General features: G+C 68.5%; 24 protein-coding genes. 11 read left to right on the top strand and 13 right to left on the bottom strand.

What is annotated here, in order from left to right; all coding sequences use genetic code 11:
- Positions 1–259 precede the first annotated feature (259 nt).
- Positions 260–1,003, top strand: a complete 744-nt coding sequence (locus tag ACGFML_RS34735; RefSeq protein ID WP_393549653.1) for a GntR family transcriptional regulator — start codon at positions 260–262, stop codon at positions 1,001–1,003.
- A gap of 30 nt (positions 1,004–1,033) precedes the next feature.
- On the opposite strand, the gene ACGFML_RS34730 is transcribed toward ACGFML_RS34735, so the two are convergent.
- Both ACGFML_RS34730 and ACGFML_RS34725 read right to left on the bottom strand, forming a co-directional pair.
- Positions 1,034–1,324, bottom strand: coding sequence for a hypothetical protein (locus ACGFML_RS34730; RefSeq protein ID WP_393549652.1), 291 nt, complete (start codon positions 1,322–1,324; stop codon positions 1,034–1,036).
- Between the two features lie 119 nt (positions 1,325–1,443).
- Positions 1,444–1,917 carry a hypothetical protein gene (locus tag ACGFML_RS34725; RefSeq protein ID WP_393549651.1) on the bottom strand — a complete coding sequence of 158 codons (474 nt, stop codon included), beginning with the start codon at positions 1,915–1,917 and terminating at the stop codon, positions 1,444–1,446.
- Between the two features lie 331 nt (positions 1,918–2,248).
- Here ACGFML_RS34725 and ACGFML_RS34720 point away from each other — a divergent pair, with 331 nt between their 5' ends.
- From ACGFML_RS34720 to ACGFML_RS34705, 4 genes are read left to right on the top strand one after another with little or no spacing between them, the layout of a single operon-like run.
- The gene (locus ACGFML_RS34720; RefSeq protein ID WP_393549650.1) at positions 2,249–2,656 is read left to right on the top strand and encodes a hypothetical protein; all 408 of its coding nucleotides are present in this window, start codon (positions 2,249–2,251) and stop codon (positions 2,654–2,656) included.
- Positions 2,653–3,240, top strand: a complete 588-nt coding sequence (locus ACGFML_RS34715; protein ID WP_393549649.1) for a toxin — start codon at positions 2,653–2,655, stop codon at positions 3,238–3,240. Before ACGFML_RS34720 ends, ACGFML_RS34715 begins: the two co-directional genes overlap by 4 nt.
- A 49-nt stretch (positions 3,241–3,289) precedes the next feature.
- A complete protein-coding gene (locus tag ACGFML_RS34710; RefSeq protein WP_393549657.1) occupies positions 3,290–4,456 on the top strand; it encodes an MAB_1171c family putative transporter in 1,167 nt (388 codons plus the stop codon).
- Positions 4,453–5,025 (top strand): hypothetical protein, encoded by a 573-nt coding sequence (locus tag ACGFML_RS34705; protein ID WP_393549648.1) that lies wholly within the window; start codon positions 4,453–4,455, stop codon positions 5,023–5,025. The genes ACGFML_RS34710 and ACGFML_RS34705 overlap by 4 nt, the downstream gene beginning before the upstream one ends.
- A 65-nt stretch (positions 5,026–5,090) precedes the next feature.
- On the opposite strand, the gene ACGFML_RS34700 is transcribed toward ACGFML_RS34705, so the two are convergent.
- The 3 genes from ACGFML_RS34700 to ACGFML_RS34690 form a co-directional block, all read right to left on the bottom strand.
- On the bottom strand, positions 5,091–6,131 hold the full coding sequence (locus ACGFML_RS34700) for an esterase-like activity of phytase family protein (RefSeq protein WP_393549647.1): 1,041 nt from the start codon (positions 6,129–6,131) through the stop codon (positions 5,091–5,093).
- Positions 6,132–6,277: 146 nt separating this feature from the next.
- Entirely contained in the window at positions 6,278–6,802 is a 525-nt protein-coding gene (locus ACGFML_RS34695; RefSeq protein WP_393549646.1) for an AAA family ATPase, read from the bottom strand.
- A gap of 151 nt (positions 6,803–6,953) precedes the next feature.
- Positions 6,954–7,358: a hypothetical protein gene (locus ACGFML_RS34690; protein ID WP_393549645.1), complete on the bottom strand. Its 405-nt coding sequence runs from the start codon at positions 7,356–7,358 to the stop codon at positions 6,954–6,956.
- 77 nt (positions 7,359–7,435) lie between these two features.
- Here ACGFML_RS34690 and ACGFML_RS34685 point away from each other — a divergent pair, with 77 nt between their 5' ends.
- Positions 7,436–7,624, top strand: a complete 189-nt coding sequence (locus ACGFML_RS34685) for a hypothetical protein (protein WP_393549644.1) — start codon at positions 7,436–7,438, stop codon at positions 7,622–7,624.
- A gap of 320 nt (positions 7,625–7,944) precedes the next feature.
- On the opposite strand, the gene ACGFML_RS34680 is transcribed toward ACGFML_RS34685, so the two are convergent.
- The 8 genes from ACGFML_RS34680 to ACGFML_RS34645 all read right to left on the bottom strand — a co-directional run bounded on the left by ACGFML_RS34680 (position 7,945) and on the right by ACGFML_RS34645 (position 13,821).
- Positions 7,945–8,787 (bottom strand): hypothetical protein, encoded by an 843-nt coding sequence (locus tag ACGFML_RS34680; RefSeq protein WP_393549643.1) that lies wholly within the window; start codon positions 8,785–8,787, stop codon positions 7,945–7,947.
- A 3-nt stretch (positions 8,788–8,790) separates the two neighbouring features.
- Positions 8,791–9,264 carry a hypothetical protein gene (locus ACGFML_RS34675; RefSeq protein WP_393549642.1) on the bottom strand — a complete coding sequence of 158 codons (474 nt, stop codon included), beginning with the start codon at positions 9,262–9,264 and terminating at the stop codon, positions 8,791–8,793.
- 441 nt (positions 9,265–9,705) lie between these two features.
- Complete coding sequence (locus ACGFML_RS34670; RefSeq protein ID WP_393549641.1) at positions 9,706–10,197, bottom strand: hypothetical protein; 492 nt, start codon at positions 10,195–10,197, stop codon at positions 9,706–9,708.
- Positions 10,198–10,272: 75 nt separating this feature from the next.
- Positions 10,273–10,692 (bottom strand): hypothetical protein, encoded by a 420-nt coding sequence (locus tag ACGFML_RS34665; protein ID WP_393549640.1) that lies wholly within the window; start codon positions 10,690–10,692, stop codon positions 10,273–10,275.
- A gap of 154 nt (positions 10,693–10,846) precedes the next feature.
- Positions 10,847–12,535 (bottom strand): hypothetical protein, encoded by a 1,689-nt coding sequence (locus ACGFML_RS34660; RefSeq protein WP_393549639.1) that lies wholly within the window; start codon positions 12,533–12,535, stop codon positions 10,847–10,849.
- Positions 12,536–12,736: 201 nt separating this feature from the next.
- Complete coding sequence (locus ACGFML_RS34655; RefSeq protein ID WP_393549638.1) at positions 12,737–12,919, bottom strand: hypothetical protein; 183 nt, start codon at positions 12,917–12,919, stop codon at positions 12,737–12,739.
- Positions 12,920–13,048: 129 nt separating this feature from the next.
- Entirely contained in the window at positions 13,049–13,282 is a 234-nt protein-coding gene (locus tag ACGFML_RS34650) for a hypothetical protein (RefSeq protein WP_393549637.1), read from the bottom strand.
- A gap of 122 nt (positions 13,283–13,404) precedes the next feature.
- Complete coding sequence (locus tag ACGFML_RS34645; protein ID WP_393549636.1) at positions 13,405–13,821, bottom strand: hypothetical protein; 417 nt, start codon at positions 13,819–13,821, stop codon at positions 13,405–13,407.
- Between the two features lie 263 nt (positions 13,822–14,084).
- Here ACGFML_RS34645 and ACGFML_RS34640 point away from each other — a divergent pair, with 263 nt between their 5' ends.
- From ACGFML_RS34640 to ACGFML_RS34620, 5 genes are all read left to right on the top strand, one after another.
- Positions 14,085–14,591, top strand: a complete 507-nt coding sequence (locus ACGFML_RS34640; RefSeq protein ID WP_393549635.1) for a hypothetical protein — start codon at positions 14,085–14,087, stop codon at positions 14,589–14,591.
- Positions 14,592–14,659: 68 nt separating this feature from the next.
- On the top strand, positions 14,660–15,319 hold the full coding sequence (locus ACGFML_RS34635; RefSeq protein WP_393549634.1) for a hypothetical protein: 660 nt from the start codon (positions 14,660–14,662) through the stop codon (positions 15,317–15,319).
- Entirely contained in the window at positions 15,319–15,537 is a 219-nt protein-coding gene (locus tag ACGFML_RS34630) for a hypothetical protein (protein ID WP_393549633.1), read from the top strand. Before ACGFML_RS34635 ends, ACGFML_RS34630 begins: the two co-directional genes overlap by 1 nt.
- A 203-nt stretch (positions 15,538–15,740) precedes the next feature.
- Complete coding sequence (locus ACGFML_RS34625; RefSeq protein WP_393549632.1) at positions 15,741–16,124, top strand: hypothetical protein; 384 nt, start codon at positions 15,741–15,743, stop codon at positions 16,122–16,124.
- A 68-nt stretch (positions 16,125–16,192) separates the two neighbouring features.
- Positions 16,193–16,405 (top strand): hypothetical protein, encoded by a 213-nt coding sequence (locus ACGFML_RS34620; RefSeq protein ID WP_393549631.1) that lies wholly within the window; start codon positions 16,193–16,195, stop codon positions 16,403–16,405.
- Positions 16,406–16,433 lie beyond the last annotated feature (28 nt).

The raw sequence follows: 16,433 nt of genomic DNA, 5'->3' as shown, positions 1-16,433 counted from the left end.
GCTGATGACGCTCTTGAAGGGCCCCTGACCTGGCATTTTGCCAGGTCGGGGCCTTCTGACGGCCAGGCGGCGGACGAGTCGGCCTGTACGCCGGGGAGAGTCACCGCAGTGCTACAACCTGCGCAAACGCACCAAGTCGCCGGCCTGGCGGCTACTTTGGTGGCTACTTACGCCAATCAACCCCCGCTCGATGCCCGCGCGGCGATTACGTTCCGCAAGCTAGTCCACTAGCCTTGGCCGGGTCGATAAGGTTGAGGCCATGCCCTCCCAGAGTGCCGCCCCGTACCTGCAAGCAGCTGACGCGATTCGCGAGCACATCGCCTCCGGCGGATGGCTTCCCGGCCAGCGTCTGCCGTCCCGCAGGCTAGTCGCTCGTGAGCTGCTCGGGCTCGCCGAGGGCGGGGAGAACATCGTCCGCCGCGCCCAGGGACTCCTCATTGAGGAGGGAGTTCTGGAGGCGCGGGCGGGGTCGGGGACGTACGTCCGAGCCCCGGAGACCAGCCGGGCCTCGATCACCGGGCCGGTTGCCGCCTGGGCGCGCGTCACGCCCGGGGGCACCTGGACCGCGGACGCCGACAGCGCCCCCAGCACCCCCGCACCCGACGACATCGCCGATCGCCTCGGCATCGCCGTCGACGCCGAGTGCGTGCGCACCGACTACACGGTGCACGATCCGGGTGGACGGGCGCTGATGGCCGTGACCAGCTGGGAGCCGCACACGGTGACCGCCGGGACGCCGGTGATGCTGCCGACTGGCGGGCCGCTAGCGGGGCAACCAGTGACTGCCCGGATGGCGCGCATCGGGCTGACCGTCACCCACATCACCGAGACGATCACCCCGATCGCGCTCAACCACGCCCAAGCCCGCCGAGTCCACGGTCGCGTCGGCGCGCCGGCGCTGCTGCTGGCCCGTACCCACCACCTCGCCGACCGCGCGGCGGAGACCGCGGACATCCTCGTGCCCGGCGCCCACAGCCAGCTCATCTATCGGCACAACCTGTAGCTCTCGGCGGGACGCTGCATCCACGGGAACTCAGCCAGGGGGCGCCTCGGGCAGCTCCCCGGCGAAGACCCACCACTGCTGGATGGTCCACACCGCGACGCTGGCACGGTCGGTAGACATTCGCAGCCACACCTCGTCACCGCCGGGCATAAGCGCCACCTCCAGGTGCGGGTCGTCCCACGCCCCCATCGGGTACATCCACTCGATGCCGTCGGGCCAGGTGCGCATCGCCACCGTGCGCACACTCAGCGCCGCGGCCATCGCGTCCAGGGCCGTGCGGGGTATCCGTACCTCCGCCGGCTCGCGCTCGCTCCCTGCCACCCGGGCCTCCATCCTGCGGCGAGGCGAAGCTCACCGTTGCGGCACAGCCTGCCAGGCCCGAGGCCCACGACGCACACGCAGGCAGGGAGGCGGCCGCGTGGCTTCACCGACGATTTCGATTAGATGGGCACGGATGCCCAGGTCACATATCCGGCGTCGTCGCCCCGGTACTGCCCGATGTCGTCGGTGAGGCGCTGCACGGAGAACAGTCCCGGCTCCACCTCGGGCGTCGGCAACGGCCGGTCCATCTCTCCGACCGTGAGCAAGACGTGGGCCCCGTCGTACGAGATCCGGCCCGCCAGGTCGACACTCGCGCGGTGCCGCGCAGTGACGTCGACGAGCTCCGTGAGAACGGCCAGGACTGACTCGGAGGCGGACGCCGCCTCCGGTGCTGCCGCGAGGAGCGCCGGCAGCACCATCGCGGCGAACCGGCGCGAGCGGCGCAGGGCCTCGGCTGGCTCGTGTTCAGGCCCGAGCCGGAAATCAAGGAAGTTCATCGCGTCGGGAACCTGCAGCAGGGCAGCTCCCCGTCCAGTCGCAGGAGTCCGCAGGCTGGAGGCCCAAAGCAGAGGCTCTGCGTCGGAGATCGTCACTCGTTCATCACTCCATCGCGTCGAATAGACGCACGAGGCTGCCCGCTCCCCCGAGCCGGGCAGTCCCGTGCGCACTTCAGGGCACGGCGAAATCCGGCCGCACCACCCCTACAGGCGGCCCTGTGTGTCATTGAGTTAACAGTGACGTAGAGTGTTTACGCAAGTCGGATTAGATTCGGACAAACCTCAAGGTCCGGGCGTAGACGGAAGGCGTCCTCTCGCCCGACCGTATGGACTAAAGTGACGCAGCGATTACAAGCAAAAAAGACAAATGGACATGAGTAGCCTGGGGGCGGAGATGAGTGCTGGCGAAAGAAGTGAGCCACGCACCTTGCAGGAGAAGATCAACTACCTGCTGACGGAGTCGTTCCCCGACGGCGCCCCGAGCGACCGCGAGTTCTGTCGGATCGTGGAGGCCCGCGGCGGCGCCTTGTCTCATAGCTACTTCGGCAAGCTCCGCAAGGGCCAGCTCACCGAGGTCAGGGAAGAGACTCTGCAAGCGCTGGGATTGGGCTTCGACTGCGACTGGCGCTTTTTCAAACCGGAATCGCAGGTCGAGGCAGAGGTGGTCGCCGGACTCCGCTTCCTGGCTGACAAGCGCGCCGGCGGCATCAGCGGAATCGCCGGGCGGGGCATCACCGAAGAGGGGCTCTCGCCCGACCTGCTCAACTTCGCCCTTGACCTCGTGGAGAGGGCGCGCCAGGAGGCACAGGAACGTCCGGCGGAACCTCAGTCATGACGGACGCACCTTCTTCCGAGCCGTCTCTGAGCGAGGTGCAGAAGCGGTGTAAGACCGGCCTGGCAGACCTTCCGATTCCCAACCCGTTCTCAGTAGAGCAACTGCGGATCAACATGGAGAAGGCCCGCGGCCGCCGGATCATCATGCAGCCCATCCCTGACTCGATGATCACCGTGAGGACAGCGTGCGGGCTGAGGATCAAGGACACGGACTTCAGCATCGTCCTCTACCGCCAGCGCCCGTCGGCCTACTTGACCGAGCACGTCATGTTGCACGAACTGGTCCACGAATGGTTCGACCACGGCACCCAGCTCGGCCCCGACGAACTCAAGGCACTGCTGCCCGTATTCGGGCCTGACCTGATCAAGCGCGTCGCCTCCGGCCAGGCCACTGTCCAGGCACGCGCCAACTACCGCACCGTCGAGGAGAAGATCGCCGAACTCGGCGCCTCCCTCATCCCCCGCATGGCCCGCGACGTGCCAAGCGACGACATGCTCGGCCGCCTGGACGACACCCTCTCCCGGCCCGCCGGTGGCAGCTACCGACCCGGCCGTCGCCTTCGCAACCTCTTCCGCCGCTCGTAACTCAAGGACCCCCGTGCTCGACATAGCCGGCTACCTCGTAGCCGCCCTGATGACCGCTGTCGCCATCTGGCGTGCGCTAGGCGGTTCCGACGCCCGCCGAAGATCCCTCTGGGGCTGTTTCCTGGGCTTCTCCATCGCCCTGTGGACCAAGACCGAGGTCGTACGCATCGGGCTCAACAACAGCTCGATCACCGACGCCTCCATCCTGCTCAAGCACTACTCGGCTGGCGCAGCGATCTTGGCGATCATGTACTACATCGTCGCCGTGTACGGGCAGTACCCCGCCGATGGCGAGATGGCCCGCGCCGTACGAGTAGCCCGCGTCATCCAGCGCGCAGCCACCAAGACGGCCCTCGCAAGTTTCGCCCTGATGACGATCATGTTCTTCACGGTCGTCGACCGGTCGGTAGCGAGTGACCACTTCGTCAGCGATCACGCCGGGCAGTGGGGCGCCACCGCCTACATGAGCGTTTTCTACGTCTACCTAGGCTCCGCATCCGCCATCTGCCTCTACCAGTGGGCCGGCGCGTTCCGCCGTGAGGAACGCGGGCTGTTGCGCGTCGGCTTGGGCATGATGGCCTTCGCCATGGTCCTCGGCGTTGCCTACTCCTTCGGCCGCATGCTGGCCATGTGGGTCTGGCTCGCCGACCAACCCAGCTACGCGGTCGCCCACAAGATCGAGTCCTCCACCGAGGCTATGCAACTTCTCCTCTTCGTGCTGTTCGCGCTCGGGGTATCGGTCCCGGCCTCGGAGAAGGGCCTCCGCCGCGCCCGCGCCTGGTGGGCCCTCGCGCGCCTGTACCGGATGTGGCGCGAGCTGATGACCGCCTTCCCCGCCATCCCGATGCAGCCGCCGCGCTCCCGGTACCGCGAGCTGACCCGCCGTGACATGGACGCCGAGCTCCGGCTCGACCGGTGGATCCACGATGTCGGGGACGCGATCGAGAAACTGCGTCATCACGTCCCCGACAACCTGATGGCCGCTGCCAAGGAAGACTCCGCCCACGGCGCCATCGCTCAGGCGTGCTGGATCAAGGCCGCGCTCGCAGCCAAGGCTGGAGGGGCGCCCGCGGGCCCGGTCGCAGCGTTCGAGCAGCAGCAGACCACTGACCAGGACGGCGAAGTCGCCTGGCTGCGGCACGTCGCCAACGCCTACCGGAAGACCGACCCATCCCAGGCACAGCGCCTGCTCACCACCGCAGGAGCCACCACATGACCATCACCACGGCGGCCAGGACCGTCACCGACATACTGCAGCCCCGCAACGCCTTGCTGGCCGGCATGCTGGGCATTGGCGTCGCAGCCGCTGGCGACTGGACCGGCATCCCCTGGGGTCTGCTCGGCGCACTGTGCGCTGGCATCATCCCCGCGGCCTACATCGAGTGGGAGCGCAAGAGGGGCACCTGGGGCGACCGCCACGTGGTGGACCGAACGAAGCGGGCCCCCATCTTCGTGGTCATCCTGGCGTCCATCGGCCTCGGTTCGCTCGCCATGGTCCTTGGACATGCGCCGACCGGCATCCTCATCGCGATGCTCGCCCTCTGGGCCATGACCATCGGACTCCTGACCATCAACACCGTCTGGAAGATCAGCGTGGACAGCGCGGTCGCCTCCGCCGTCGTCGCGATGCTCGCCGTCGTCCACTCGCCGTGGTGGCTGCTCGCCTACATCCTCACCGCAGCTGTGTGCTGGTCCCGTGTGGCACTGACTTACCACACCGTCGCCCAGACGGTGGCCGGCGCATCGCTCGGCGCCGCCACCGCCGCGGCGTTCCTCCTGGCCTGACACTCGAACAGCACGGAGCCCCGGACAGTTCGTCCGGGGCTCCTTTGCGTTCAGCGCGCTGCTGCTCAGTGCGGCAAGCGCACCGTCACGTCGTACAGCCGCGTGATCTCTGCCGGGCTCTCGCCGTCGTCCGTCACCAGGAGGAGCTTCAGCCTGCCACCGCGTTCCCGGCTGACGATCGTCATGCCCTCGATGTTGCCGATCAGCGGGTTCGCCTGACTCGGGATGTGCGACACGGCGCCGAGCGACGGGCAGGTACCGCTCAGGTCGGCCAATAGCGTCCGCTTCGCGAACCGCACCCGCGGCTGGTCCTCGGCCAGGGCCTTCACACGGCTGGTGTCCGTGGCGTGCCGCGGATCAGCCAGATAAAGCTTCGCCGTCCAGCCGACGTTAGCCGCGAAGGATCGTTCCAGCACCAGATACCGGCCGTCACCGGTCGCGGCGATCTCCGAAATGCCGTAGCCCGGCTCCGCGGTGTACGCCCACTGTCGAGCCAGCCGAAAGTCGTGGCGGCCGTGACGCTCCCAGGTCTGGAAGCGGCGCGTGTTCATGCCGTCGGTCGTCAGCCAGCCTTCCATTGCGCCGACGAGCGTCCGGCCGCCGTGGTCGAGGCTCAGGCCCTCCAGGGTGCGGTTCAAGATGCCGTGCCCGGCCGGAGCAACCTGGAACGTGTCTGGCACCGGCAGGCGGCCCAGGAGTCGGCCATGCCGGTCGAAGCGACGGACGGACGGCTCCAGTTCACTGGTGACAAGGAAGTCCCCGTTGCGCTCAACAGCCAGGCCCTCGGAGTCCAGCGCACGGTCGTTCTCGTCCGTCAGCGACGTAACCGCTCTTGGCCGGAGTTGGTGGTCCAGAGTGAAGACCTTCGAGCGGTCAGACAGGGCAAAGAGGTGGCCACGGCGGTCCGTGGCGAGGGAGGAGAGATCGCCGACGAAAGCGCCCTGGTACGTGGTCTTGTCGAGGGCATCGGAGTAGCCCCGCATGGTGACCTGCCGAGAGCAGGTCTGCGCTTTGGTGGTGGCCTGGGCGGGGCTGGCCATGGCCGTCAGGGTCGTGGCTGCCACCACCGCGGCGACGGCGGCGGACAGCACGGGTCTTATCTGCATGGCCGAAAAGTACGGCATGCCACTGACAATGGCCGATTCACCCCCTACATCCTGAAGGTCCGGGCCTGATCCGGGGTCTTCACCACGCAGTTAGCAGGGGCGTAACGACGAGGCCCGGCGAACCGGAGCCTCGACAGCTGGAAGCCTCAGCCCTTGCGGGCGTCGCGAAGTGCCCTCACGAGCACGTCGAGTTCTCCGCTGTAGACAATCACTTCCTCGTCCTCGGCCGGAGCATCGAAGCGGGCGACAAAATCATCAAGGGCTGCGGTGCTGACGGTCAGAGCGTTGGCGTCTTCGCGCTCATTACGCTCGGCCAGCCGCCGCAGCAGCTCGGCGCGATCGACGGGGAGGTAGACGATCAGAGTGTGACCACCCGCATCGCTGGCTGTCTGCCGCCAGGCGCTTCGCTCGGCGCGGCGCCACAGCCCGTGGTCCAGGACGACGTCGTTCCCAGCTTCCAGCTCCTTGATGAACCGCTGTCGGATCGCTTCAACAACGGGCTGCTCGCGCTCGAAGTAGGTGTTCTCGGGGTAGTCCACTCCGTAACGACCATGGAGGCGGTGGACCTCCTCGTCGACGGACAGCCGGACGAAGCCGTGGCCAGTCAGGGCCTGAGCGACGGTGGTCTTCCCAGAGCCGGTCAGGCCGGCCAGGAGAACGGCGAGGGGCACTTGCCATCCCTTCCGCTATGCGTGTGCGTGAGCATGGTCATTGTCTCTAATCCTGGCCGGCGTGCGCGTGGGGCCGCCAGGCTGTGAGGTGATGATGGGTGGGGAGGGTGCCGGGGCCCGGCGGTCAACGTCGCGGCCCCGGCGGAGCGGGTCAGGCCCCGAGCGCGGCGCGGGCGTCCTTGTCCCAGACGGGGACGGCAAGGCCAAGTTCGACGAAGCGGGCCGCGCGCGCCTTAGCCTTGTGCGGGCCGGAGAACTTGCAGCCCTTATGACGGCGCGGCGGGGCGGGGTTGGCGCCCTTGCGCTCCCGCATGTGGCTGTAGAAGACCTCGATGTCGACCGAGCACAACAGGCAGTGCAGGCTCCATCGGTGTTCGCTGCCCGGGTAACCCTCGTGGACTCCGGCGCACCGGGTGCGGGTGCAGCCCTCGGGTTCGTCGACAGGCGTGGCGCGGGTGGTGTAGCCGAGTTCGAGCATCCGCGGCCAGGCCGCGGCGAGGGAATCGCGGTTGCGCTTGACGTCGGGCAGAAACGGGGACAGGTATGGCGCAGACATAGCGCACGGGCCTTTCGGTTCGGGTCTCGTCGGCGGTTGCTCTCCGCCAACAACCAAAATAGTACAGCACGCGTTGCGTGGAGTTGACCCAGAAGGAGTCGCCCGGCGAAACCGTCGCGTCAGGGAAGAACTTCCGGCTCGACTGCCGAGGCCGGAAGCTCGGCGAGTGGGTCGGCGGGAACGCAGTGTGGTACCGGCTGAACAGCGGCGAGAGCTGGGTTCCGGCCTGCTACGTTCACACCCAGCAGCTGGTTGCCCCCTGCTGAAGCTGGCCGCGTCCTGCTGCCTGGGGTTCCGAATGCGCGTCAGCCCGAGGCGAAATGGTGGCCTCGGGCTGACGTACGTCGCACGGGGGATTGCGGGACGCACACTTCTAACGGCCATGGGGCCCAAGGGACACGGCCGAGCGGTGCCGCAATGACGGAATGTCGTGACCGGCCTGCCCGACCCCGACGAGGCCCCGCCTTGGCGCCCCGAACACGGACCCAACCCCACGTCCACACTTGGACGAACGGTCCCGCCCTCGTCGCCGTCAACGAGACGCGCCTGCTGCTCCTGACACTGCGGGGGGCTCCTCACGACCAACTCAGGCGCCCGGCGCGGTCATTTTCAGGTGATAAAGATGCTGCCGGACGCCGTCAGCCAGGTCAGCGTAGAACGGCACTCGGGCGGCTGCTTGGAGAATTTCGGTGCAGGCGGTCAGCTCACCGACGCGTCCGGCCGGGGTGTGCAGAACGTGGGCGAATTCCTTGCGGATCCGCTCGGCGACCTCCGGCACGGGCAACGAGTGCAGGTACAGGTTCGCGGCGTCGTAGCCGAGGGGCGCCGTGCCCCAGCCTTCCCAGTCCAGGAAGACCAGCGCCGGGCCGGTGATGTTCGCCCAGTGCATGTCGCCGTGTGCTGTGGTCCAGCCGATCTCGCCGGGGGTGACGCCGGTGAACTCCGGGACACGGCGACGGATGTACTCCTCGCGCACCGCCTGCCGGCCCGTGCGGACAAGCGCGATGTGGTCCAGGGCCTGGCGGAGGTCCTTCCACCAGGTCTCCGGCAGATCCGCGCAGTGCTGAAGCACCGGACTCCTCGACACGGGCGGGGTCTCGACGATCTCGTAGTGCTCTGCCCGGTAGTCCCATCCGTCGGCAGACCAGTCGCGCAGATCGAGCAGCTGGGGCCGGGGCACGGCGGGTGGCACGGACCGTTCCGCCTCCTTGGGGCCGTCCCACAACTTCCCGCCGCTCTTGCTCTCCGGTTCGCTGACCAGCCGCAGCCACGAGGCGCCTTCCGGCGTGTTGACAGCCCCGGACAGCGTCCTTCCGGCGTACCCCCACACCTCTCCGCCCGCGGTGCCATCGAGGCCCAACAGGGCGCACGCATGCCCGCGGGCGGAGATCATGCGGTCCCTGACGGCTTGCTCAGGGGCAGTGAACATCGGCTACCTTCTCCGGCTGACGGCGGCGACGTCGGCCGCGACCAACTCGGAGACGAGAGCTGCGACGTGTCCGACGGGGATCCCGGAGCTTACTGCCAGTTCGCCCAGGGCCGGGGTGCTTCCCTCGGCGAGAGGCTTGATCACACCGAGTGCCGAGGCGGCGAACATCCACTCCTGGCCGCCTGCGCTGAACACGATGTGGCCGCCAGTGTCCACTTTGAACCAGGCTCCGGCAGCGGTGAGGTGCACGAACAGGCTCTCGTCTGCGGGGATACCGTCCACGAACGGCAGCGACGGCATTGGCCGGCCGGGATCCATGCTTCCCCGCGCGTTGATGAACTCCTCGATCACCCCATCGTGCAGGGCTTCGGTGAACTCCTTCCCGAGCGCTTCCAGATACGCCGTCCGTATCCGCGCCGTATGAGCATGCAACGGTACTGGCGGGAGGCCCCCGGCTGTAGGGGGCAAGACGGGCATGTCCGGTCACCTCGGCAAGACGGGTCGTCCCCAGAGAGTCGCCGTCTCGTTGGGACGGCTATGACTGAACTATTCGAATTCTCGCGCATCACTCACCAGGACTGTGAGCCGTACGCGTTCACGGTCGGGCACGAAGCCGCAACCGACCGCCGCCTGTCGTCTACCGACCTGGCCACCTACATCAAGTGCCTGTGGCTCTTCGATGTATGCGGGCCCGAAGCAGATGCGGAGTGGCTCATTAGGGAACTGTCGCTACCACCCGAGGAAACGCGTCGCAGCATGAGGTACTTGGTTGAGCTGGGATACCTGCGGACCCCCGGGAGCATCCGCGAAGACATGGGCAATCCTCTCCGTCTTCGTCGGTGAAGCAGGGCAGCCGGTCCCCTCAGTGAGCGAGGGCCGCGCCGCCGAATGAGGAGCGGCGCGGCCGGTGAGCGTCTGTCAGGCGGCGTGGGGGGCTCGGCAGCCCTGCGGGAAGCCGGTGACGAGCCGGCGGCCGAGGTCGGTGGTGTACGGGGCGTACAGGGGTCCGCGTACGCCGTCGTCGCCGTCGTTGGGCTGCACGTTGCCGTGGGGGTCGCGGAACTCGATCAGTCCGTCGCGGTGCAGCGCATTCGTGGTCGGCCACGGGGTGCCCTCCGGAAGGCGCCCGTCCGGTCCGGCGCCACGGAGCGCGGTGTCCCCGGCATCGGTGAGCAGCGCGCGGCGGCCGCGGCTGTTGATCGACAGGAACGTCGGCCCGTCGTAGCCAGCCCAGCGGGCGCCTGCGGCGGCGCGGCCGGTGTTGGTCACCTCGGTCACCCAGCGAGCGAGGTAGATGGCGCCCAAGACGCGGGTGTTCGTTTCCTGGACGCGGCCCTTGTTGTCGGCGAGTGCGCCGAGCAGTGCGCGGCGGTGTGCGGGGGTCGGACTCTTGCGTGCGGTGGTGGCCATGGTGGCGGTCCTTCCGTGCGGGATGGGTGGGGCGCAGGACGGCGCTCGCCCTGCGCCTCGGTGGGGGGCAGATGGTCAGAGGACGTCGGTGGAGTCGAAGAAGGCGGCCAGGTTGCTGGCGAACCGCTCACAGCCGAAGGGGAGCGTCGGCGCAGCGAACTCGGCGTGCACCTGCCGCTCGTACTCGACATCGGAGATCAGACGCGCCGAGTGGTCGACGGTGCGGTACCCGACGACGCTCCACTTCTCGACGCCGAACCGCGTGGTGCGGGTGACCGGGTCGATGTACTCCAAGAGCCGGATGATCAGGATGGGCCCGGACTGGCCGTTGATGACGGACTCGCGCAGCGTCTTGCCGCCCAGGATCTCCAGGGAGTACACGGCATCGTGCTCGGGCTGTATGTCGACGGGCCCCGAGTCGGCGAGGACGGTGCGCAGGGGCCCGCACAGGGCGGTGAGTTCGTCCACGGTGGGCAGGGTCAGGGTCAAGGACACGACGGATTCCCCTTCGTTTCGGGTCTGTGGCGGTTGCTCTCCGCCAATACTCAAAATAGTACAGCATGCGTCACGCCGGAGATGGTGGCCCCTGGCAAATCGGCCTGTCCGGCCCTCGCTACGCCGCCCGCTGCGCCGAAGCGGAGCACCCCGCCTAGTTGGTCATCATGTTGGTGAGGTGCGGCCCGACGTACCCAACGACCAGACGGCCGGCACTTCCGCCCCGCGTGCCCTTCACGTCGTCCAGGAAGTACACCCGCGGCGCGATCCGGCCGCGCGTGGCGAGCTTGACGTGCGCCTGCATCTCCGCACGCACCCCGCCGATCGTCGGGAACATCCGCTCGTGCCCGTACTGCTCCATCGTCGATGCGCTCTCCGCCATCGCAACCTGCTTGACCGGGTACGGCTTCGCCCCCGCGGGCGGCGCCATACAGAACTGGTAGAAGCCGCCGTTGAACCCGCCCAGCGCCGCCGCAGCGTACGAGTTGAGCGAGACCAACGCCGTCCAGCCCTTCGCCGCCCAGGTGCGCGACATGGGGTGCTCGTCGAGCCCGAACGCGACCCGGCGGTCCGCGGTCACCGCTAGGTGCTCCAGCTCCTCCAGGCGCTCCCACAGTTCCTCGAACGACGACGGGATCCCCGGGAGACTCTCGGCAGCCTCGGCAACCTCGGCTGAGCGCCCCTGACGCAACAGCAGAAGCCTGAACCGATCCGCCTCCGCCCGCGCCTGCTGCAACGCGTCCAGCGTCGTCAAGTGGTCCTCGATCTCACCATCCCTCTCGGCGATGACCGCCTGGAGCTGCTCCTGCATCGACGCGTTCGCCCGCTCGGCCAGATCGACGGTGCGGCCGTATTCGGACAGCTCCTTGTCGGCCTGCTCCAACAGACCGTTCAACAGGGACACCTCGGCATGCAGTTTCTCGTCATAGCCGCCCACCCGCTGTGCCGGTACAGCTGTGAGGAGTCGCGCCTTGTCCATGGACTCACGGCGCTCCTGGCGGTGCTGCTCGGCGACGCGGTCGGGGAACGCCACGGCGGAGAGCCGACAGGGTAGGGGACGCTCCAGGGCAAGCATTTGCACGCGGCGGGCGACACCGCGCCACGTCTGGTCTGCCGGGTCCGTCAACCGGGCGGGGCCCAGGAGCCGATGCCGGGGTGCGTCCGACGCCCATGCCGGGTCAACAAGCGGCAAGAACGTCCGCACCGCGCCAGGGCCAACACGGTGCTCGTGGCCGATCGCCTCGCGGAACGCGTCGACCGCGGCCAAGTCCCACAGCAGATACGCAGACGCGTCTCCGGCGATCTGCCGCATCGTGCCGGCCACGCGCTCCGACCACAACGGATCACGCTGCATGGGTCGTGCCGCGACGACGGTGGGCATCTCGCGTTGGGGGTCACATAGGACGTCGAGGAGCGAGTCCACGCGATCGTGGGTGACGCGCAGCGCGTTCACGCTCAGCCTTGACACGCCGTCACACGGCTTTAGTTCACCCACCAGGTCGCGGATGAGGTTCGGTTTGCTGGTGCGGAAGGTCTGCGTGCTGTTGGGGAAGCACTCCAGGTCGATGCTCACACTGCCACCGTCGCCCGTGGTGGAGCGGACGGCGGTCACGGTGGTGCGCCATGTCGCCTCCAGTTTGTCCTCACGGAGCTGGATGCGGGTGGCGTACTCTGCGCCGCCGTCGTCGTACGCGGCCTGCGTCAGAAGAAGCGACGAGTCGCCGAGCGCGTGCTGTCCGGTGCCGAGCTGCACGGCAGCGTGCGGGAACTTCTTCTTCAGCCATGCCCCGGACACCCAGCGGGCGGTGTCGAGCAGTGTCTCCGCGTCGGGTACGGCGAACATGGAACGGTGGGTGAGTGTGCTGGCAGGTGGACTCACAGATCCTCATCAGGGGCGGGGCCCGGTACGTGACCAGACCGGTCGGACAGGACTCCGCGCCAGTCAGCGAGCCTATGAGCGGGCGCTGAGGGCGCATGGGGAGAACTGGGCAAATGGCCGACAGCCGACCCCCAGCAAGGGGGCCGACTGCCGGAGCACGGGGCGTTAGTCGCCGAAGCGGCGGGACTCGAAGTGGCAGTAGCCGTAGTCCGTCACGTCAGTACGGGAGGAGACGGCCAGCCGCGCGGCGATCTTGTCGGGCAGCAGCACGACGGGCGTCGCCCACTGGTCGAGCGTGATGATGATCTGCGCCGAAGTCAGGTCGGCCGTGATGGTCGAAACGGTCATCAGGAGGGGCCTTCCAAGGAAGGGGAGACGGGATTTTGCGAGTTTTGAGAGACCTCTACGCGCGCGCATGTGTAAGAGCGGGTTGTTTCACGCTGCTGGGCGTTTTTGAGGCTGGTGTGGCTGGTGGGCCTAGTCGGTGTGCAACTCGTGGCGGAGACGCCAGTCGGGGAGGGCGCCGGGCCGGGAGCTGGGCACGCGGGCGTAGGCGCGGAAGGTCTGGTAGCCCTGGGCGGTGTAGCCGTATTCGAAGTAGAAGAGGCGGCCGTTGAGCAGGCGCATGTGCTCGGTCCAGCCGTCGCCCTCGCCGTCGGGGTGCTGGTGTGCGTCGAAGCGGGCGCTGATGGTGAAGGATTTCGTAGGCATGGTCGTGCTCCTCGGGGGTGCTTATCCGTGTTTCCGGGCGGTGCGCCCGGCGCCGGCATCGGGGTTCCGATGCACAGGGCGGGGCGCACCGCCCGCCGGGAGGGGCGGGCGGTGCGAGCGGGTCAGGTTGTCGGCTCGCCGTGCTCGCGCATGGCCTCGATGAGTGCGAAGTGCTTGAGCGGCATGTAGTCCTGGAGCCCGTGGGCGAGCCAGGAAGCGCGGCCTTCGGGGGTCAGGGCGCGGGCCCATGTGCGGCAGTCCCGGTAGACGGTTCGGGCTGCGCCGTAGGTGACGCCGACGCGGTCGATGTAGTCCTCGATGGCGGTCGCGCGGTCATGTGCGGCGATGGCTCGGATGCTCGCGGCGTAGCCGTCGATGGCGGTCACTTCGAAGAGGTCGACGCAGTCGCCGAAGCCGGTGGCCATGGCCAGTTCGTCGTTCGCTTCCTCGGTGTCCGGGGTGAGCAGGACGCCGCACACGGTTCCCTGCTGCATGAGGACAGTGAAGGAGCGGGGTGTCTTGTCCAGGGTGACGGGCATGGGTGTCCCTTTCGGTTTGGGTCTGCCCGGTTGCTCTCCGGGCTGTTCGGCGGGGTGTTCCACCAACACTTGAATAGTACAGCGGACGTCACGACGACGGCAAGTCGAGCCATGGAATCGGCGCACAGCAGCTACATATAGGAGAGTTGCCTCAACCAATGGCGGACGCTGTACTTTTTCGTTCGCGATGTGTAGCGTTCCGATCGAACCACCGGCCCGGAGAGCAACCGGGCCAACAGACCCGATCCGAAAGGGACTTCCCCATGCGCAAGCCGCGCCTTCTCGTTCGCCGCCCCCACCCTGCGGCGCTTCTCGTCGCTGGGCTGGCCGCTGCCGCCCTTGGGCTCGCCGCCGTCCTCTCCGGCGGGCACGGCACCGAAGCGACCCGCGCCAACCGGCCTGCCAGCAAGGCGGAGATCGCCACCGCGTTCAACGATGGCTTCACCGACGGCCGCGCGGCCGCGATGGGCGACGACAACCGTGACGGCCGGATCGACGAGGACGAGAGCGGCTGGAACTGCCGCACCATGGGCAACGGCGTCTGCGGCCCTCACCCCGTCCCCGCCGAGTGCAAGGGCGCGGGTACCGCCATCGACCTGTGCGTGACGGTAGCCAGTCGCCCGCCGTACAGCCGGACCAACCCGGACGGCTCCCGCGCCGACAACCCCGACGGGCGCGCACAGGTGCGCGACCTCGACGAGAGGCCCGGCACCCCGGAGTTCACGGCCGCGCTGCGCGCCCTCGACAACGAGTGGCGCGAGCACCACTGACCGCCCGCCGGGGCGTCGCCGTTACGCCACGCCCCGCCCTCCCCGCCCCGACACCGGAAGGCTCCGCCATGCACACCCTGACCTTTGCCGACAGCTCCGTCACGTTCGCCCTCACCGACCGGCCGACCGCCGAGGACTTTGAGCCTCTGCCGTACGGGCTCAGCCTCGACGACGCCGTGGCCGTCCGCGCTCACGAGGTGAAGGCTGGTGATCTCGTGGTCGCCCAGTTCAGCGACGGGACCGGCGTGCGTCCGACTGAGCACGCTCCGACGCCGTTCCCGGCCGATCCGCACACCGTCTCCGACTGCCCGTGCGAGGGCTGCGAGGAGTGCGACAACGTCGACGGCTGGACGATGACGAACCCGGACCGCGTCGCTGACGTCGGATGGCGGTTCGTGTGCCTGCACCCCTCCGAGCCCGGCGACGACGAGTACGAGGACGAGCCGTGCGTGATCGCCCTGCGCAACCGCCCCGTGGTCGTGATCCCCGTCAGCGTCGTGGCCGACGCCCGGCAGGCCGCCGAGGAGGCAAAGCCGCCCGTGCGCATGTACGGCGTGACGTGGTCCGACGACTTCGAGGCGTCGAGCCCGGAGGAGGCCGCGCGCCTGGCGTACGAACAACTCAAGAGCTACGCCACCGATGGGTGGCCGCCGGTCCTGGAGGTGACGGGCGAGGGCAACCAGATGACCGTGGTCGACCTGAACGCCGGGAACGGGGTGCAGGGCTGATGGGGCGCGACTGGAACCAGATGGCGCGTGCCGACTTCGACGAGTCCACGCCGCTCGCCTTGGTCGACGAGGGCACCGCGCGGGCAGGTGCTCGTGTGCCGGCCACCCCGGACGCGTACGGGACGGCCGCCCTGTTCGGCGACGAGACGCCGGTGCGCTCGGCTGCTCCCCGCCGCCGGGCGCAGCATGAGCAGCCGCAGCCTGACGCCCTGTTCTAGCCACCCCGTCAGTACAGCGCGCGTCGCTGAGCAGTTACGCCCACACCCGCCGGAAGGGCGCCATCTGCTCGAAGTTGCAGAGGAAGAAGGGCGCCTTGTGATCGTTCGGCAGCCTCGGTTTGGATTCAGAGCGACGCGTGCTGTAATATTTCTCTTGTTGGCGGAGAGCAACCGCCGACAGACCCGAACCGAATGAGGACCCCATGGCTTCCGCCAACTCCCGCCGCGCCACCGCCATCGTCCGCAACCGGGCCCGCGCCAACCGCGAAGCTGCCCGCGCCCGCCGCGTCGCCACCACCGCCGCCCGCCGCGTCCGCACCGGCCCTCGATCACTCACCACCCACGTCATCGCTACCGGCGCCCCGCTCGACGTCGTGTCCGGAGCTACCGACGCGCTTCGCATCCAGGCCCGCAAGGCAGGCATCCGGGGCCGCGCCGCTCGCATCCGCCGCACCCTCAACGGCCACGCCCGCCGCGTCGTGACCGTCTACCGCTACACCGCCGAGCAGGTCGCCCAGATCGTCGCGAACTACAAGCCTCGCAAGGCCGAGTACAAGGTCATCCGCGCCGCCCTCGTCGCCGCCTGACGGACACAACCCCCCGCCGGGGCGCACAGTCCGCGCCCCGGCCCCCTCACCGAACAGGAGCCCCACCCATGCGCATCGACTTCTACGCGAACTGGTCCAACGTCCGTCAGGAGACCGTCACCGACCTACCCGACGACATGCCACGCGAACAGATCATCGAGCAGGCCCACGCCGTGATGACAGCCCACCCCGGCCGCGCCCACACGGCTGCCGTGCGCACCGACGAGGGCGGACCGCTGCTGTTCGTCTACCGCGACGGCCGAGTCCGCGACCCCCAGTAGCCCACAGCCCCGTCGGGGCGCGGCCTCC

This window comes from Streptomyces sp. NPDC048650, from assembly GCF_043199095.1.
GTDB lineage: Bacteria > Actinomycetota > Actinomycetes > Streptomycetales > Streptomycetaceae > Streptomyces.
This window is presented reverse-complemented; position numbering and strand designations above follow the sequence as displayed.

What these genes read in the sequence shown, in the direction of transcription:
- ACGFML_RS34735 (WP_393549653.1), top strand. Translation starts at nt 260, where the DNA reads ATGCCCTCCCAGAGTGCCGCCCCGTACCTGCAAGCAGCTGACGCGATT.
- ACGFML_RS34715 (WP_393549649.1), top strand. Translation starts at nt 2,653, where the DNA reads ATGACGGACGCACCTTCTTCCGAGCCGTCTCTGAGCGAGGTGCAGAAG.
- ACGFML_RS34710 (WP_393549657.1), top strand. Translation starts at nt 3,290, where the DNA reads ATGACCGCTGTCGCCATCTGGCGTGCGCTAGGCGGTTCCGACGCCCGC.
- ACGFML_RS34705 (WP_393549648.1), top strand. Translation starts at nt 4,453, where the DNA reads ATGACCATCACCACGGCGGCCAGGACCGTCACCGACATACTGCAGCCC.
- ACGFML_RS34700 (WP_393549647.1), bottom strand. Translation starts at nt 6,131, where the DNA reads ATGCAGATAAGACCCGTGCTGTCCGCCGCCGTCGCCGCGGTGGTGGCA.
- ACGFML_RS34690 (WP_393549645.1), bottom strand. Translation starts at nt 7,358, where the DNA reads ATGTCTGCGCCATACCTGTCCCCGTTTCTGCCCGACGTCAAGCGCAAC.
- ACGFML_RS34680 (WP_393549643.1), bottom strand. Translation starts at nt 8,787, where the DNA reads ATGTTCACTGCCCCTGAGCAAGCCGTCAGGGACCGCATGATCTCCGCC.
- ACGFML_RS34675 (WP_393549642.1), bottom strand. Translation starts at nt 9,264, where the DNA reads ATGCCCGTCTTGCCCCCTACAGCCGGGGGCCTCCCGCCAGTACCGTTG.
- ACGFML_RS34670 (WP_393549641.1), bottom strand. Translation starts at nt 10,197, where the DNA reads ATGGCCACCACCGCACGCAAGAGTCCGACCCCCGCACACCGCCGCGCA.
- ACGFML_RS34660 (WP_393549639.1), bottom strand. Translation starts at nt 12,535, where the DNA reads ATGTTCGCCGTACCCGACGCGGAGACACTGCTCGACACCGCCCGCTGG.
- ACGFML_RS34655 (WP_393549638.1), bottom strand. Translation starts at nt 12,919, where the DNA reads ATGACCGTTTCGACCATCACGGCCGACCTGACTTCGGCGCAGATCATC.
- ACGFML_RS34650 (WP_393549637.1), bottom strand. Translation starts at nt 13,282, where the DNA reads ATGCCTACGAAATCCTTCACCATCAGCGCCCGCTTCGACGCACACCAG.
- ACGFML_RS34645 (WP_393549636.1), bottom strand. Translation starts at nt 13,821, where the DNA reads ATGCCCGTCACCCTGGACAAGACACCCCGCTCCTTCACTGTCCTCATG.
- ACGFML_RS34640 (WP_393549635.1), top strand. Translation starts at nt 14,085, where the DNA reads ATGCGCAAGCCGCGCCTTCTCGTTCGCCGCCCCCACCCTGCGGCGCTT.
- ACGFML_RS34635 (WP_393549634.1), top strand. Translation starts at nt 14,660, where the DNA reads ATGCACACCCTGACCTTTGCCGACAGCTCCGTCACGTTCGCCCTCACC.
- ACGFML_RS34630 (WP_393549633.1), top strand. Translation starts at nt 15,319, where the DNA reads ATGGGGCGCGACTGGAACCAGATGGCGCGTGCCGACTTCGACGAGTCC.
- ACGFML_RS34625 (WP_393549632.1), top strand. Translation starts at nt 15,741, where the DNA reads ATGGCTTCCGCCAACTCCCGCCGCGCCACCGCCATCGTCCGCAACCGG.
- ACGFML_RS34620 (WP_393549631.1), top strand. Translation starts at nt 16,193, where the DNA reads ATGCGCATCGACTTCTACGCGAACTGGTCCAACGTCCGTCAGGAGACC.